This window comes from Arcicella lustrica, from assembly GCF_034930985.1.
GTDB lineage: Bacteria > Bacteroidota > Bacteroidia > Cytophagales > Spirosomataceae > Arcicella > Arcicella lustrica.
In genome coordinates, this window is the sequence record NZ_JAYGIM010000001.1 from 705,773 (window position 1) to 720,868 (window position 15,096).

13 protein-coding genes are annotated in these 15,096 nt (G+C 36.3%); 9 read left to right on the plus strand and 4 right to left on the minus strand.

The genetic code is table 11. The annotated features are described in order from the left end of the window. The first annotated feature begins 355 nt into the window (after positions 1–355). The 6 genes from clpB (at position 356) to VB798_RS02990 (ending at position 8,148) form a co-directional block, all read left to right on the plus strand. Positions 356–2,977 carry an ATP-dependent chaperone ClpB gene (clpB, locus tag VB798_RS02965; RefSeq protein WP_323255797.1) on the plus strand — a complete coding sequence of 874 codons (2,622 nt, stop codon included), beginning with the start codon at positions 356–358 and terminating at the stop codon, positions 2,975–2,977. 118 nt (positions 2,978–3,095) lie between these two features. After that, a complete protein-coding gene (locus VB798_RS02970; protein WP_323255799.1) occupies positions 3,096–3,671 on the plus strand; it encodes a hypothetical protein in 576 nt (191 codons plus the stop codon). A gap of 196 nt (positions 3,672–3,867) precedes the next feature. Continuing rightward, positions 3,868–4,638 carry a hypothetical protein gene (locus VB798_RS02975; protein WP_323255801.1) on the plus strand — a complete coding sequence of 257 codons (771 nt, stop codon included), beginning with the start codon at positions 3,868–3,870 and terminating at the stop codon, positions 4,636–4,638. Positions 4,639–4,787: 149 nt separating this feature from the next. Beyond that, entirely contained in the window at positions 4,788–5,270 is a 483-nt protein-coding gene (locus VB798_RS02980) for a hypothetical protein (protein WP_323255803.1), read from the plus strand. 412 nt (positions 5,271–5,682) lie between these two features. Beyond that, a complete protein-coding gene (locus tag VB798_RS02985; protein WP_323255805.1) occupies positions 5,683–7,428 on the plus strand; it encodes a GMC family oxidoreductase in 1,746 nt (581 codons plus the stop codon). A 66-nt stretch (positions 7,429–7,494) separates the two neighbouring features. After that, positions 7,495–8,148, plus strand: coding sequence for a gluconate 2-dehydrogenase subunit 3 family protein (locus tag VB798_RS02990; protein ID WP_323255807.1), 654 nt, complete (start codon positions 7,495–7,497; stop codon positions 8,146–8,148). Between the two features lie 64 nt (positions 8,149–8,212). Here VB798_RS02990 and lysA read toward each other — a convergent pair whose 3' ends face one another. Continuing rightward, complete coding sequence (gene lysA / locus VB798_RS02995) at positions 8,213–9,457, minus strand: diaminopimelate decarboxylase (protein ID WP_323255809.1); 1,245 nt, start codon at positions 9,455–9,457, stop codon at positions 8,213–8,215. 296 nt (positions 9,458–9,753) lie between these two features. Between lysA and VB798_RS03000 the strand changes: the two genes are divergently transcribed. Further along, positions 9,754–10,185 carry an OsmC family protein gene (locus VB798_RS03000; protein ID WP_323255811.1) on the plus strand — a complete coding sequence of 144 codons (432 nt, stop codon included), beginning with the start codon at positions 9,754–9,756 and terminating at the stop codon, positions 10,183–10,185. Positions 10,186–10,203: 18 nt separating this feature from the next. Beyond that, a complete protein-coding gene (locus VB798_RS03005) occupies positions 10,204–10,998 on the plus strand; it encodes a thymidylate synthase (RefSeq protein WP_323255814.1) in 795 nt (264 codons plus the stop codon). 79 nt (positions 10,999–11,077) lie between these two features. Here VB798_RS03005 and VB798_RS03010 read toward each other — a convergent pair whose 3' ends face one another. The 3 genes from VB798_RS03010 to VB798_RS03020 all read right to left on the minus strand — a co-directional run bounded on the left by VB798_RS03010 (position 11,078) and on the right by VB798_RS03020 (position 14,721). Beyond that, the gene (locus VB798_RS03010) at positions 11,078–13,243 is read right to left on the minus strand and encodes a xanthine dehydrogenase family protein molybdopterin-binding subunit (RefSeq protein ID WP_323255816.1); all 2,166 of its coding nucleotides are present in this window, start codon (positions 13,241–13,243) and stop codon (positions 11,078–11,080) included. A gap of 18 nt (positions 13,244–13,261) precedes the next feature. Beyond that, positions 13,262–13,750 (minus strand): 2Fe-2S iron-sulfur cluster-binding protein, encoded by a 489-nt coding sequence (locus VB798_RS03015; RefSeq protein WP_323255818.1) that lies wholly within the window; start codon positions 13,748–13,750, stop codon positions 13,262–13,264. Between the two features lie 125 nt (positions 13,751–13,875). After that, positions 13,876–14,721, minus strand: a complete 846-nt coding sequence (locus VB798_RS03020; protein ID WP_323255820.1) for an SMP-30/gluconolactonase/LRE family protein — start codon at positions 14,719–14,721, stop codon at positions 13,876–13,878. Positions 14,722–14,906: 185 nt separating this feature from the next. On the opposite strand from VB798_RS03020, the gene VB798_RS03025 reads away from it, so the two are divergent. Continuing rightward, a partial coding sequence (locus tag VB798_RS03025) for a hypothetical protein (protein WP_323255822.1) occupies positions 14,907–15,096 on the plus strand: 190 nt, incomplete at its 3' end.

Below are 15,096 nucleotides of genomic sequence, written 5' to 3' on the forward strand. Positions count from 1 at the left end.
CTAAGTATTTTTCACTTAAAACCCTCACTGGTGCATTGTTAAGCAAAGCATCACTTGTACTCAAATAGAATATTTAAGTTTCAAACTTAAATGATTTAAAAGTCCAAGCCACAGGCTTGAACCATTAGAAGGCTAAAAGTCCAAAATCCAAAACTCTTTCATCTTGCTTCTTGTCTCTTTCTTCTCCTCAAGTCCACCAGTCTTAAAGTCCTAAAGTCTCAAGAAACAGTCATTTTGGCTTGAAAAGCCTAATGATTTCTTGAAAAATCCGCCATTTTTTCCGAAAATATAGCTTGGCTTGCCTTTTGTTAAGTTTAGTGTATCAACGATTGAAAATATAAAAATCATTTACACAATGAATTTTAATAAATATACAACCAAGACTCAAGAGGTAATCCAACACGCTGCTTCGATTGCCTCAGCCAATGGTCAGCAAGCCATTGAATCGGGACATTTGCTAAAAGCCATTATCGACGAAGAGCCGAATACTTCAGAGTTTTTGATGAAAAAATTAAATGTAAATCAAGCCATTTTTTCATCAAAACTTGAAAATATTGTTAATACCTATCCCAAAGTTTCTGGCGGAGGACAGCCTTATTTAGCCAACGAAGCGGCTGCAGCGTTCAGTAAAGCAGAAAATTTACTAAAGGAATTTTCGGATGAATTTGTATCCATAGAATTATTATTATTGGGAATCCTTTTAGGGAAAGATTCTGTGGCAGGTTTGATGAAAGATAGTGGATTCAGGGAAAAAGAATTAAAGAGTGCCATCAAAGAACTAAGAGGAAACACAACCGTGAAAGACCAAAACGCAGAAGCAACTTATCGTTCATTAGAACGCTATGCTCGAAACCTAAACGAATTAGCCAAAGCTGGAAAGATAGACCCAGTGATTGGTAGAGACGAAGAAATTCGTAGAGTATTACAAATTTTATCAAGACGTACCAAAAACAATCCGATGTTGGTAGGTGAACCGGGTGTAGGTAAAACCGCCATCGTAGAAGGTTTAGCTCAAAGAATTGTGATGGGCGACGTACCTGAAAACCTAAAATCTAAGCAGATTTATACCTTGGATATGGGTTTACTCATCGCTGGGGCAAAATATAAAGGTGAATTTGAGGAAAGATTAAAAGCGGTCATCAAAGAAGTAACCGATGCCGAAGGCGAAATCATCATGTTTATTGATGAGATTCACACCTTGATTGGTGCAGGTGGTGGCGGAGATTCTGCAATGGATGCTGCCAACTTATTGAAACCAGCTTTGGCTCGTGGCGAATTGCATGCGATTGGTGCAACTACTTTGAAAGAGTACCAAAAGTATATCGAGAAAGACAAAGCTTTGGAGCGTCGTTTCCAAATGGTAATTGTGGATGAACCAGATATTACAGATGCAATTTCTATCTTGAGAGGTATCAAAGAAAAATATGAATTGCACCACGGTGTAAGGATTCAAGATGATGCCGTAATTGCAGCGGTTGAATTATCAAGTCGTTATATTTCAGACCGTTTCTTGCCAGATAAAGCTATTGACTTAATGGACGAAGCTGCAGCAAAAATGCGTATGGAAATAGATTCAGTACCCGAAGAAATTGATGCTTTGAAACGTAAAGTCATGCAGTTAGAGATTGAACGTGAGGCAATCAGACGAGAAAATAACGTAGAGCGTGAAAATATTATCAGTAGAGAATTGGCAGAACTCACCGACAAGAAAAATAACTTGATGGCGAAATGGGAAGGTGAGAAATCTGTCTTAGACGAAGTACGCAAAGAAAAAGAAAATATCGACCGCCTAAAATTGGAAGCCGAACAAGCCGAACGTGCAGGTGACTATGGAAAAGTAGCTGAAATTCGTTATGGTAAATTGGTTGAAGCAGAAAACAAACTCAAACAATTACAAAGTGGAAAATCAGCCGATAAAAATGGTGAAGCTCCGATGTTACAAGAAGAAGTAACTTCTGAAAACATTGCCGAAGTAGTGGCAAAATGGACGGGCGTTCCTGTTTCAAAAATGATGCGTGCCGAACAAGAAAAACTCTTGCATTTGGAAGTTGAATTAGGTAAAAAAGTAGCAGGACAAGAAGAAGCGATTGAAGCGATTTCTGATGCTGTTCGTCGTTCTCGTGCAGGAATGCAAGACCCGAAACGTCCGATTGGTTCGTTTATTTTCTTAGGAACTACTGGCGTTGGTAAAACAGAATTAGCGAAAGCCTTAGCAGATTACTTGTTCAATGATGAGAATGCGATGGTCAGAATTGATATGTCGGAATACCAAGAACGTCATGCGGTAAGCCGCTTGGTGGGAGCTCCTCCGGGATACGTTGGTTACGACGAAGGCGGACAATTGACCGAAGCCGTCCGTAGAAAACCATATTCTGTTATTCTGTTGGATGAAATCGAAAAAGCACATCCAGATGTTTGGAATATTTTGTTACAAGTATTAGACGACGGTCGTTTGACGGACAATAAAGGTAGAATTGCTAATTTCAAGAATACCATTATCATCATGACTTCTAACATTGGTAGCCATATTATCCAAGAAAAAATGGGAGAAATGGAAGGTTGGAACAATCATATTGTAATGGAAAAAGCCAAAGAAGAAGTAATGGTTTTATTAAAACAAGTAGTAAGACCAGAATTCTTGAACCGTGTAGATGAAATTGTGATGTTTGAACCTTTGACCAAAGACAATTTGAGTCAGATTGTGAGAATTCAATTCAAACAGATCCAAGACCGTTTGAAAGAACAAGGTATCACGCTTGAAAGTACAGATGAAGCTTTGATAAAACTTGCTGATGAAGGTTATGAACCAACAATGGGAGCAAGACCTTTGAAACGAGTAATGCAAAGAAGAATCTTGAACGAATTATCGAAACAAATCCTCGGAAATTACATCAATAAAGATGCAATCGTGATGATGGAAGTAGATGATGAAGGAGCTATTAAATTTGAAAACGTTGGAAAATTGGAGGTAGAGTAAACCTTGATTGACCGAATAATAAAAATAAGATAAATATTTGTAAGCCAACCTTTTAAAGGGTTGGCTTTTTTGTTATGTTTAAGGCTATAATTAATCAACCAATTTAACTTGAGATAACATGATGAACATCGTCTGCAATGTATTAGCGCTGTTGATAATCTTCGGAGCAATTTATTTATCCTACAGTACCAAAATCCTCAAAGACCCAGAAGTTGACCATCCACAGTATGGCAAAATTGAAATGTATAGCTTTGCGAGAACACAAGGTTTGTGGTGGACAACGCTTATTGGTGCTTGCTTCGTGATTGGTTTTGGAGCGAATGGAGAAGTAATCAATTTGAATGCAACCTGCTTGGTATTATTAAGTATTGGAGTAGGAACTACTGCCATCGGTGGAATTATTGATTCACCAAAAGATGATGACAATATAACGGATGGCGTTATCCCTCAAAATATTTTCAAAAAGCGAATACCTCATTTTCTTAGAGATATTCTTTCAGATTCTACTGGAATAACTGTTTATCGTTATCAAGCATTAATTTTTAATCTTATTTTTAGTGTCGTTTTCTTGGTTGAATTTCTTGAAAATATATCGAATAACAAAATGGAATTTCCAGTGTTTGAGAAGGAAACCTTAGGGTTGATGGGTATCAGTGCCGCTACTTATTTAGGCATGAAAGCTAATGAAAAATAGAGAATACTGTTGACATAGGTATAGAAAAATCCAAAATAGTCGCCTGTTTTATAGGCGACTATTTTTGTTTGGGTTTATAAAAGCTTATCATATTGATATTGTGTTATTTAGTATTTTTCATGGTTTGATAAAAGATAAATAAATCTTATCTTGACAAAAGATTTATTATTGAAATTATTCCAAGAGCTCTCAAAATATGAAAACAATACTTAGCATAATTTTTATTGTTCATTCATTAATAGTTTTTTCTCAAAATACTTGCCATAATGATATTTTGAATGGAGAAAAACTTGATGCTGAAAATAAAACTTCGCTATTGCTTACTTACGATTTTTCGGATTTATGGACTAAAACTGATAATTACAATGTTTTGGGAGTATTAGGAAATGATTTTCAGCGAATTAAAGTAAAAATCCTCACCGTAGTTAAAAATACCAATAAGCCAGACGAGTATTTAGTTTATGGAAAATCGAACGTAAAGAATAATGTCTGTGATTTTGTCGGGAGAATTATTGTAGAAAAAATTCAAGAAACTAAGCGAGAACAATTTGGCGTAGATAATCAGTCAAAAGATGCTATTAAAACCCAAGGAATTCTTGTTGCAAAATATGAATTCTTTGAGAATAAGAATCAACCTCATACGGGTGTTTTTGCGGGACAAGTACAGACGAAATGGTACATCAATAAGGATAATCAACTGAGGTATGATGACATCAATTTACTTTCGGATGGCTATTTTAATAATGCTTTTGTAGGCACTTGGACGATGTACAATGCTTCTAAATCACGAATCTGCCAATGGGCAGATTATAGAGTACCCAATATACCTTGTGAATTTGATTTAGGAACAGGAGAGTTTAGCCCTAACGAAAAGTACTTTGAAAAAGGTTGGCAAAGTTATGCTAAAGCCTTTTTATTGAATGAAGAACAAGCAAAAGATGAAGAATTTGCAGAATGGTGGAGGTAAATAATTTGTGATTTAGTGACTAATAATATTCGTCATTGTAGGTATAACTACCAAAAATGGTCGAATAATATAAAGATGGTGGCGGGAGTCTATAAAGTAATTGATTAAAACGTACATGTTAACCTTTTCATAATTTAAACCTCATTCTTATGATTGCCTCTCTATCACAACTTGGAATTTTCCACACAGTTATTTCCATCATTGCGCTTATTTTTGCAGGAATCGCTTTATTTAGCGAAGGATTGATTAAACCATTTAGCAAATTTGGAAAGTATTACAGTGTACTTACTGCAATTGCTTGTGTTTCATCTTTTTGGCTTTCTAAAACGGGAAAGTTCAATCCGGGGCATGCGATTGGAATTTTAATCCTTCTTTTATTGATTTTGGCGTATTATTTAGGAGATAAAGTTCTTGCTAAAAGTAAAGCACTTTACATTCAAACTTTCAGTATGTCCACCACCGTTTTTCTTTCATTAATTCCTGCCGTTAACGAAACACTTTCACGCTTACCAGTTGATCAGCCATTATCTAGCGGACCAGATTCTCCCATTGTTCAAAATGTAGTAAAAGTATTATTGGTACTTTTAATTGCTGGATTAGCAGGGCAGTATTTTAAACTTAAAAAGGCTTAATTTTAAAAATAGTTGAATGACAATCCCGAAGTAATAATTGATTTACAGATATTTTCAGATTTGCGTTGAAATCGAATTCAGTATTTTAAATCATCATTTTGTTACTTCGGGATTTGAAGTAAATAGACCTCACACGATGAAAATTTGAATTTCCTTCTTTATTATTAAAAAGCAACCTATTATCTTTTCTTGCATACTTTCAAATAAATTATTGCAATAATTGCAAATAATTGTAGTTTTTTAGATAATTTGAACTGTTTTTCTGCTTTTTATGCGGTTTTCTATTTGGAAATCTAAATCCATAAACGATTTAATATTGATTTCTTACAAAAAAGGACATAAAGTAGATTTTTAAACATTACTTTCATTTTTTGATTCAATCATTCATTTCAATCTAAAAATTATTTTATAAATGTTGGACTTTCAAATCAAGGAACAATCAACAGTTTATGATGTTGTCATCATTGGTTCGGGTGCGGGCGGTGGTATGGCAGCTTATGAGCTTACCAAAGCTGGTGCTAAAGTTTGTGTACTCGAAGCTGGTCAATATTATGACCCAGCCGACCCCAAATATATTACTCAATTAAAAAGCCCTTGGGAATCTCCTCGTCGTGGTGCTTCAAGTACTCGTGCTTTCGGTGATTTTGACGCTGCTTATGGTGGTTGGGACATTGAGGGCGAACCTTATACGCATAAAGATGGTACTAAATTTGACTGGTTTCGTTCAAGAATGTTAGGAGGAAGAACCAATCACTGGGGAAGAATTTCCTTACGTTTTGGTCCTGATGATTTTAAAAGAAAATCTATTGATGGTTTGGGCGAAGACTGGCCAATTGGTTATGACGACGTAAAACCATATTACGATTATGTAGATAAATTGATTGGTGTTTTCGGGACAAATGAAGGAAGAAGAAATGACCCAGATGGATACTTTTTACCTCCTCCCAAACCTCGTTTACATGAATTAATGTTAAAGAAAAGTGGGAATAATTTAGGGATTCCTGTCATTCCATCACGTCTTTCAATTCTGACAAAACCTATCAATAAAGACCGTGGACAATGTTTTTATTGTAGCCAGTGTAATAGAGCTTGTCAGGCTTATGCCGATTTTTCTTCTTCATCAGTTTTGATGATTCCTGCGATGAAAACAGGAAATTGTACATTGATTACCTACGCAATGGCTCGTGAAGTACTGACAGACCCGACAACAGGTTTGGCAACGGGTGTATCGTATGTGGATACTCGTACAATGACGGAGAAAGTTGTGAAAGGTAAAATTGTAATTTTAGCAGCTAGTGCTGGTGAAACGGCTCGTTTGTTATTAAACTCAAAATCTGCTCGTTTCCCGAATGGTTTAGCCAATTCAAGTGGTATTGTTGGGCGTTATATCAATGACTCCACGGGTGCCTCTCGTTCAGCAATTATCCCAGCGTTGTTTGATAGAAAACGTTATAACGAAGATGGAGTAGGGGGCATGCACGTTTATACACCTTGGTGGGGTGATAATAAAAAGTTAGATTTCCCAAGAGGTTACCACATCGAATATGGTGGAGGTATGGGAATGCCGGCTTATGGTTTTGGTTGGGGTATCGAAGGAATTAATGAAAAATTCCCAACTCGTGAAGGTATTAAAAAAGCAGCTGGTGGTTATGGGGCATCTTTGAAAGAAGACTATCGTCGTTTCTACGGAGCATATATCGGTATGGCTGGTAGAGGAGAACCTATACCTGACTACAATAATTATTGCGAAATTGACCCTACAGTGGTTGATAAATTTGGTATTCCAGTATTGCGATTCCATTATAAATGGTCGGATTATGAAATCAAGCAAGCAAAACACATGCAGGAAACTTTTGAGCAATTGATTACTGAAATGGGCGGAACTCCGCTAGGTAAAAAGTCAGATGCAAGCACTAATTACGGTTTAGCTGACCCAGGAAGAATTATCCATGAAGTAGGAACAGCTAGAATGGGCAAAGACCCAAAAACTTCGGTGTTGAATTCAAATTGTCAGGCACATGATGTGAAAAACTTGTTTGTAGCAGATGCTGCACCATTTGTTTCGCAAGGAGATAAAAATGCAACTTGGACAATCTTGGCTTTATCTGCTCGTACTTCTGAATTTATTATTAATGAAAAGAAGAAAGGGAATTTGTAAAGAGGGGAAAGCTCTCATATCTGATTTTCAAATTTTCAAATCATCAAATTTTCAAATCATGTTCTTATGAAAAGAAGAGATTATTTAAAAAATATAGGGCTTTCATCATTGGGTATGGCTGTGGTGAGCCAAGAAGCAGTAGCCATGGAGCTGTTGCAAGGCCCAAAGCCTAAACCAAAAGCTAAAGCAACTACTCCTGCTGTTCCTAAATATAATTATGGTAGAACAGAAGATGAAATTGCTCGTGATGCTAAATTATTAGCAGAGAAATTCTTCAATGACCATGAAATGAAAACCATCACGGTGTTGGCGGATATTATTATTCCTGCTGATGAACATTCAGGAAGTGCTTCGCAGTCGGGAGTACCAGCTTTCATTGAATTTATTGTAAAAGATCAACCAAATTTCAAAACTCCAATGCGTGGAGGTTTACGTTGGATGGATTCTGCTTCGATAAAGCGTTTTGGGAAGACGTTTATTCTTTGTAGCAAAACGGAACAAATCAGTTTAGTGGATGAAATTGCTTATCCAAATCAAGCAAAACCAGAAGTATCGCAAGGAGTAAATTTCTTTTCTTTGATGAGAAACCTTACTGCATCAGGTTTTTATTCTTCAGAGATGGGACACCATGATATTGGCTATGTTGGTAATAGACCAAACAATTGGGAAGGAGTACCAGAAGAGGTTTTAAAACAATATGGTTTAAGCTACGATTCTTAATAAAAAAATGGACGGGATTTACATCTCGTCCATTTTTATTTTACGGGATGAAATCCCATTTTACTTATATTTCTACACTCACAAGGTTTCTAACAATATCATCAAAAGTTTCCCTTTTACGAATCAATTTTGCTTCACCATCAATGACCAATACTTCGGCTGGTAATAATCTTGAATTATACTGCGAAGCCATCGAGAAGCAATAAGCACCTGCATTTTTCATTGCAATGATATCGCCAGCTGTTACTTTATTCATCAACCTTTCGCCTTGTTTTCCTTCTGGCGTCCATGAAAAAGTATCTGTCTCACAGATATAACCCACTACTCTGTATTCGTCTTGTTCAGATTTATCTTCGTTAGAAGCATTAAAAATATCATGATAAGAGCCATACATCATCGGGCGACCCAAGTGATTTAGACCAGAATTCACACAAACAAAAGTTTTAATTGGGTCAACTTTTACAGTATTGGCAGTTGTCAAAAAAGTACCAGCTTCGCTTACCAAGAATTTACCCGGTTCAAACCAAAGTTGTAATTCACGACCATATTTTTTAGAGAAATCCAAGAAAGCATTACTTAATACTTCTCCAACTTCTTTCATATCCGTTACGATGTCGCCGTCTTTGTAAGCCACTTTGAAACCTCCGCCTAAGTCGATAATTTCTAAGTCTTTAAAACTAAAAGCCATTTCCAAAATCGCACTGGCAGCTTGGGTAAAAGCATCAGCATTTTTTACATCAGAACCCGTATGTTGATGCAAACCGATAATTTTCATATCGTATTTTTCAACAATCGCTAAAATTTCAGCTTTCTGATGAATTGAAATCCCAAATTTTGATTCAGGATGCGCCGTCATAATTTTTTCATTTCCGCCCCCGAAAACGTGTGGTTTCAGACGAATCAAAGCACCTTTGGTATTGCCATAACGTTGTCCGAATTTTTCTAACACATCCAAATTATCCAAATTGATTCTTGTTCCCAATTCAGCAGCTAATTCAATTTCATCAAACGAAACTCCACTTGGTGTAAAAGTAATTTGCGAACCTTCATAGCCAGCCATCATCGCCAAACGTAATTCTTCGGGCGAAACCACATCAATTTCAACACCATGTTTTCGCATTAATTTCAAAATAGCCAAATTGGTGTTGGCTTTACAAGCATATTTTATTTTGAGATTAACATTCTTGAAAGAATCACGAAGAATGGATATTTTTTCGATAATTTTGTCTGCGTCATAGACGTACAAAGGCGTACCGAATTGATTAGCTAAATCAGTAAGTTTGATGTTTTGAATGGAATAATAAGACATATTTTGAAATTGGGATTGCGAAATTCTTTTTTACTCTTTGAAATTAAATTTCAAGTCTATTAAATTAATGGATAGAACTGCAAAGATACTCCCAACTATTCACCAACTAAAAACAAAATCTGCTAAAAAGTTAAATTTGTTGATAGAATTTATGCTCAGATTCATTTGAATTGTCTCTTGAGTATTTGTAATCAGTAAAAAAGCCTAATTTTGAACTTTATATTTTACCAAAAAGTTGTAGTTGTAAATCCTCTTAGCTAATACTTTAGTTAAGTATTTCATAAATCTTAAAAGCGATGCAAGTAGAATTAGTTAGAATAGACGATGCCTTTCATTTTCAGGCAAACGGTATGTCGGGCGTACCAGTTGATATTGATGCAGCCGAAAATATTGGCGGACATAATGCGGGTTCTCGCCCGATGGAATTATTGTTGATGGGCTTAGGCGGTTGTACGGCTATCGACGTGATTCTAATCATGAAAAAACAACGCCAAGTAATTGAAGATTTAAAGATTTCAGTTTCGGGTGAACGTGAAAAAATTGAAGGAACAGAAATGACACCTTTCCGTAAAATCAATATTCACTTTCAATTCAAAGGAAATATTGTAGAAGAAAAAGCCAAAAAAGCGATTGAATTATCAATGGAAAAGTATTGTTCGGCAACCGCACAATTTAGCGGTTCGGCAGAAATTACGCATACTTTCGAAATTGAACCAGTTTTAGTTTAGTAATTTAAAGAAGTAACAATGCAACAATATCATACGCTTTTAAAGCATATTCTTGAAAACGGAGCAGAAAAAACTGACCGTACAGGTACTGGTACAACCAGTATTTTCGGTTATCAAATGCGTTTCAATTTACAAGAAGGTTTTCCATTAGTGACGACTAAGAAAGTACATTTAAAGTCGATTATCCATGAATTACTTTGGTTTATTAATGGAGATACCAATATCAAATATTTAAAAGATAATGGTGTAGGTATTTGGGACGAATGGGCAAATGAAAACGGTGATTTAGGACCAGTTTATGGAAAACAATGGAGAAGTTGGACGGTACCCAATGGCAAAGTAATCGACCAATTAAAAGAAGTAATTGATACTTTAAAGAAAAGCCCAGATTCAAGAAGAATTATCGTGAGTGCTTGGAATGTTGGAGAGTTATCTGAAATGGCTTTAATGCCTTGTCATGCACTTTTTCAGTTTTATGTAGCCGATAATAAATTGTCTTGTCAATTGTATCAGCGTTCAGCGGATGTATTTTTGGGAGTACCTTTTAATATTGCTTCTTATGCTTTGTTGACAATGATGATTGCCCAAGTGTGTGATTTGGAAGTGGGTGATTTTATTTGGACAGGTGGTGATACGCATATTTATTCAAACCATTATGAGCAAGTAGCTACTCAGTTGGCTCGTGAACCACGAGCTTTACCAACCATGAAAATAAATCCAGCCGTAAAAAGTATTTTTGATTTTAAATTTGAAGATTTCACTTTAGAAAACTATCATCCTTATCCGGGGATTAAAGCACCTGTAGCGGTGTAGGAATGAGATTTTCAAGAAGGCAAATAACAAAAAAGGAACTATCATCAAGACAGTTCCTTTTTTGTTGACCATTATTTCCCTACCCAATATTATCAATATCAAAAGGCAAAGTACGAATTCTTGTACCTGTTAAATTATAGATGGCATTACAAAGTGCTGGAGCGAATGGGGGTAAACCCGGTTCACCAACTCCACCAGGTGCTTCTTGATTATCAACAATATGCACTTCAGTTTTAGGCATTTCGTTAATTCTCAAAACATTGTATTGATGGAAATTACTTTGCTCGGTTAATCCGTCTTTGATAGTAATGCCATTTTTAATCGCAGCAGTTAAACCCATTACAATATTGCCTTCTGTTTGGGCTTTGATATTGTCTGGATTCACCGTCATTCCGCAGTCGATTACCGAAACTACTTTTTCGATTTTAACACCTTTGCCATTTTTTGAAACGGTAACTGCATGAGCTACAATTGTTCCAAATGAACGAGCAACAGCTATCCCGATTGCTTGTCCTTCGGGAAGTTTTTGATGATAATTGGTCTTTTTCGCCAAGGTTTGTAATACTCTGCTGAATCTTGGAGCATCTGCCAACATATCTAAACGGAAAGCCAATGGGTCGGTTTTAGCAGCGTGTGCTAATTCATCAACAAAACATTCTTGTCCGAAAGCCGTCGTTGAAGAATAAACTGAACGCCACCAAAGAATTGGAATCTCAGTTTCGGCTAAATGGAAACTTGCTTTACGACTTGCAAAATCATAAGGACTATCTTCTTTGTTGGCTGTTTCAATTGCCCAATCATCTGGTGCATTTTTCAATGGATTACCAAATACTTGGTGCTGAATTGAGCTACCTACAATTTTATGATTGTGGGCTACAACATTGCCTTTTTCATCCAAACCGCCTTGCATTGCCGATAACATTCCTGGACGGAATGGGCCTTGTGTAGTATCATCTTCTCGTGTCCAAATTACTTTTACAGGGGCATTTACTTGTTTTGAAAGATTTGCCGCTTCCAAAACATAATCAAAATAAGCTTTTCTTCCGAAAGCGCCGCCCATAAATGGCACGTTTACTTTTACATTTTCAGGTTTGATTTTCAAATATTGTGCTACTTGTGGAATCAATCCGTCAGGTCCTTGAATAGGCGCCCAAATTTCTACTTTATCACCTTGTACCCAAACAGTGGCATTTTCAGGTTCAAGTGGTGCATGTGCCAAGAAAGGTGTTTCGTATTGTGCTTCTACTTTTTTTGTAGCACTTTCAAACCTTTTATTGAAATCGCCTACTTTTTCATTTTTGTATTCTACACCTTCCGTTTTGGCTAAAGTTCTTAAGTTTTCAAAATAAGCATCGGTTGAAATTTTATCAGAACCTTGTGCATCCCAATTGATTTTCAAAGCTTTTCTGCCTTTCAAGGCTGCCCAATATGTATCAGCAATTACAGCTACTGCTTCAACTGCTTTATGAGGCATTTTGCGTTCTGTTTTTACTACATATTTTACGCCTTTTACTTTCATTGCTGCCGAACCATCGAAGCTAACAACTTTCCCATGAATGGTTGGAGAACGTTCGATACTTGCATATAACATTCCCGGAATGTCTGAATCTATCCCGAAAACGGCTGTTCCATTTACTTTTGAAGGAATTTCTGGACGAGGCACCGATTTACCCAACAATTTAAAGTCCTTTTGGTCTTTCAATTTTGGTTCTTTCGGAATTTCTAATTTTGAGGCTTCTTCTACTAATTCACCATAAGTATAAGATTTACCCGATGGCTTATGAAATACTTTGCCTGTTTCAGCATAGCATTCTGTTGTGGGTACTTGCCATTTTTTACTAGCGGCTGTTATCAACATTTCTTTTACTGCTGCACCTGCTTTACGCATCGGTAGCCAACGAGTACGCACTGAGGAAGAACCGCCTGAAAGTTGTGCGCCATATTTTCCTTGTCCGTCTGTATTTCTGATTTCTACTTGATCTAAAGTAACTTCTAATTCTTCTGCAATTAAAAGCGGAAGCGATTGATAAGTACCTTGTCCCATATCTGGGCGTGCATTGAAAAGGATAATTTTACCATCGTCATTAATTAAAATGTAGGGATTTAATTCTATTCCTAAAGCACTTGCACTGCTTGTATCAATCTTGTGAAGGCTTTCTGCTTTACCGATTGAAGGTAATGAGAAACCAATTGCCAACATGGTGCTGGCTTTTATAAAGTCCCTGCGTGAGTTTTGCTGTGTCATGTTTTTGAGGTTTTAAAATTACTTGCCAGTAGAATTACCACCATCTTTCATTAATTCGGCTGCTCTATGAATTGCCTTACGAATACGTGGATAAGTACCACAACGACAAATATTTCCTGACATCGCTTCATCAATATCTGAGTCTGTTGGATTACTCTTTTCCTTCAATAAAGCTACTGCCGACATGATTTGTCCTGACTGACAATAACCACATTGTGGTACTTGTTCTTCAATCCAAGCTTTTTGAACAGCGCTATCGGTATTTACTGAAATACCTTCAATCGTTGTGATTTTGTTAGCAGCTTTCAACGTAGAGATTGGTGTTGAACATGAACGAATCGGTTGACCGTCCAAATGAACAGTACAAGCACCGCAAAGTGCCATACCACAACCAAACTTTGTACCTTTTAAACCTACGTGGTCACGAATGACCCACAAAAGGGGAGTGTCGGCATCAGCATCTACATTATACTTTTTGCCATTTACTGTGAGATTATACTTTGCCATGATTGTTAATTTTTTTTCTGTGGGCTTTCGGCTGTCTGCTTTCGGCTTTCAGAATTATTATTTTAGCTTGTTTTAAATAGCGATAGCTGAAATCCGACATCCGAAATCCAACATCTAAAATCGAATTATTCAACTGAATAAGCTAACACTTTGTTCTTCAAGAAAGTTGGAATTAGCATTAGTTTTTTATTGGGGATATATTCAAAATCAGCCGTGTTTACTTTTGCATCAACTAAATCAAGAACTAATTGAGTTTTTCCTTCTGTGTTGATATGCCAAACTTTTCCTCTCCATTCAGAGGCGAAATAACCTTTTTTGCCGTCTGATAAAATACCATCAATACCACCCATTCCTTCAGCGATGGTTGAAAATTGTTGTGATTGTAAATCATAAGCCAAAATTTTACCATCACCATTGCCGACAATCAATTTGCCATTTTCAAAGAATACTCCATTCGGATTTTTGAGCGGAGCACCTTCAACTACTTTTACGATTTGCCCTTTTTCTAATTTCCAAAGTCTATCCGAACGCATATCTGTGAAATACACAATTTTATTTTTGCTATCTACACTAACATCATTCAAGAACTTTGCATCAGGTACTTCGTATTTATGCAATACTTTACCTGTTTTCGGGTCAATTTCTACTAATTTAAAGATTTCAGCAACATAAAGTTTGCCATCTAAAAAGCCCATTCCTTTTGTAGAATGTAGGTTTTCGCTCAGTTTTAATTGGGTGATTTTGCCACTTAAATCAATTTTTGCAATAAAGCTTTTTTCATTCGTAGCCGCAGGGCCACCATTGATGCAGGATACAAAAACAGTATTAGATTTAGGTTCGAATAAGATAGATTCTGGCGTGGTCAATGTGGTATCGGTTTCCCAGAGTTTTTTTAAGGTTACTTGCGAGAAAGCGTAATTTGAAGAAAGTACTAGCGCAAAGAATGCTACGGTTTTAAATGATTTTTTCATTAGTTTTTAGATTTAAAATAAGAATGCTAAAACAATTTATTTATGAATAAAAGTAGTGTTTTATCCTGATTTTCTTGTCTTTTTTTAGATGTACAGGGCGAAAATTCTGCTATAACGTCGATTTAATCCTGTTGACTTTGTCTCATCCTAAAAAAGCTTGACAGTATTAGCTAACCTTTAGCACAATGTCTTTATCGAGCGAATCTTCTTTTTATACAATTTTAGTTTCTTCATCTTTCGAGCAAGAGGATGAAGGTTTCACTTATGAAGTGGCTTTTCGTCGTTGGTTAGTTCGAGAACTTGAGGAGCAGCGATTAACGCCTGCTCAAGCTATCGAACGTTTCAATTTTCATCCTGTTTCTGGTTATGCTTTAA

Excerpts from the sequence above, each read along its gene's own strand:
- VB798_RS03015 (WP_323255818.1), bottom strand. The coding sequence starts at position 13,750 with ATGGCAAAGTATAATCTCACAGTAAATGGCAAAAAGTATAATGTAGAT.
- VB798_RS02970 (WP_323255799.1), top strand. The coding sequence starts at position 3,096 with ATGATGAACATCGTCTGCAATGTATTAGCGCTGTTGATAATCTTCGGA.
- VB798_RS02975 (WP_323255801.1), top strand. The coding sequence starts at position 3,868 with ATGAAAACAATACTTAGCATAATTTTTATTGTTCATTCATTAATAGTT.
- VB798_RS02990 (WP_323255807.1), top strand. The coding sequence starts at position 7,495 with ATGAAAAGAAGAGATTATTTAAAAAATATAGGGCTTTCATCATTGGGT.
- VB798_RS03000 (WP_323255811.1), top strand. The coding sequence starts at position 9,754 with ATGCAAGTAGAATTAGTTAGAATAGACGATGCCTTTCATTTTCAGGCA.
- VB798_RS03010 (WP_323255816.1), bottom strand. The coding sequence starts at position 13,243 with ATGACACAGCAAAACTCACGCAGGGACTTTATAAAAGCCAGCACCATG.
- VB798_RS02980 (WP_323255803.1), top strand. The coding sequence starts at position 4,788 with ATGATTGCCTCTCTATCACAACTTGGAATTTTCCACACAGTTATTTCC.
- VB798_RS02985 (WP_323255805.1), top strand. The coding sequence starts at position 5,683 with ATGTTGGACTTTCAAATCAAGGAACAATCAACAGTTTATGATGTTGTC.
- lysA (WP_323255809.1), bottom strand. The coding sequence starts at position 9,457 with ATGTCTTATTATTCCATTCAAAACATCAAACTTACTGATTTAGCTAAT.
- VB798_RS03005 (WP_323255814.1), top strand. The coding sequence starts at position 10,204 with ATGCAACAATATCATACGCTTTTAAAGCATATTCTTGAAAACGGAGCA.
- VB798_RS03020 (WP_323255820.1), bottom strand. The coding sequence starts at position 14,721 with ATGAAAAAATCATTTAAAACCGTAGCATTCTTTGCGCTAGTACTTTCT.
- clpB (WP_323255797.1), top strand. The coding sequence starts at position 356 with ATGAATTTTAATAAATATACAACCAAGACTCAAGAGGTAATCCAACAC.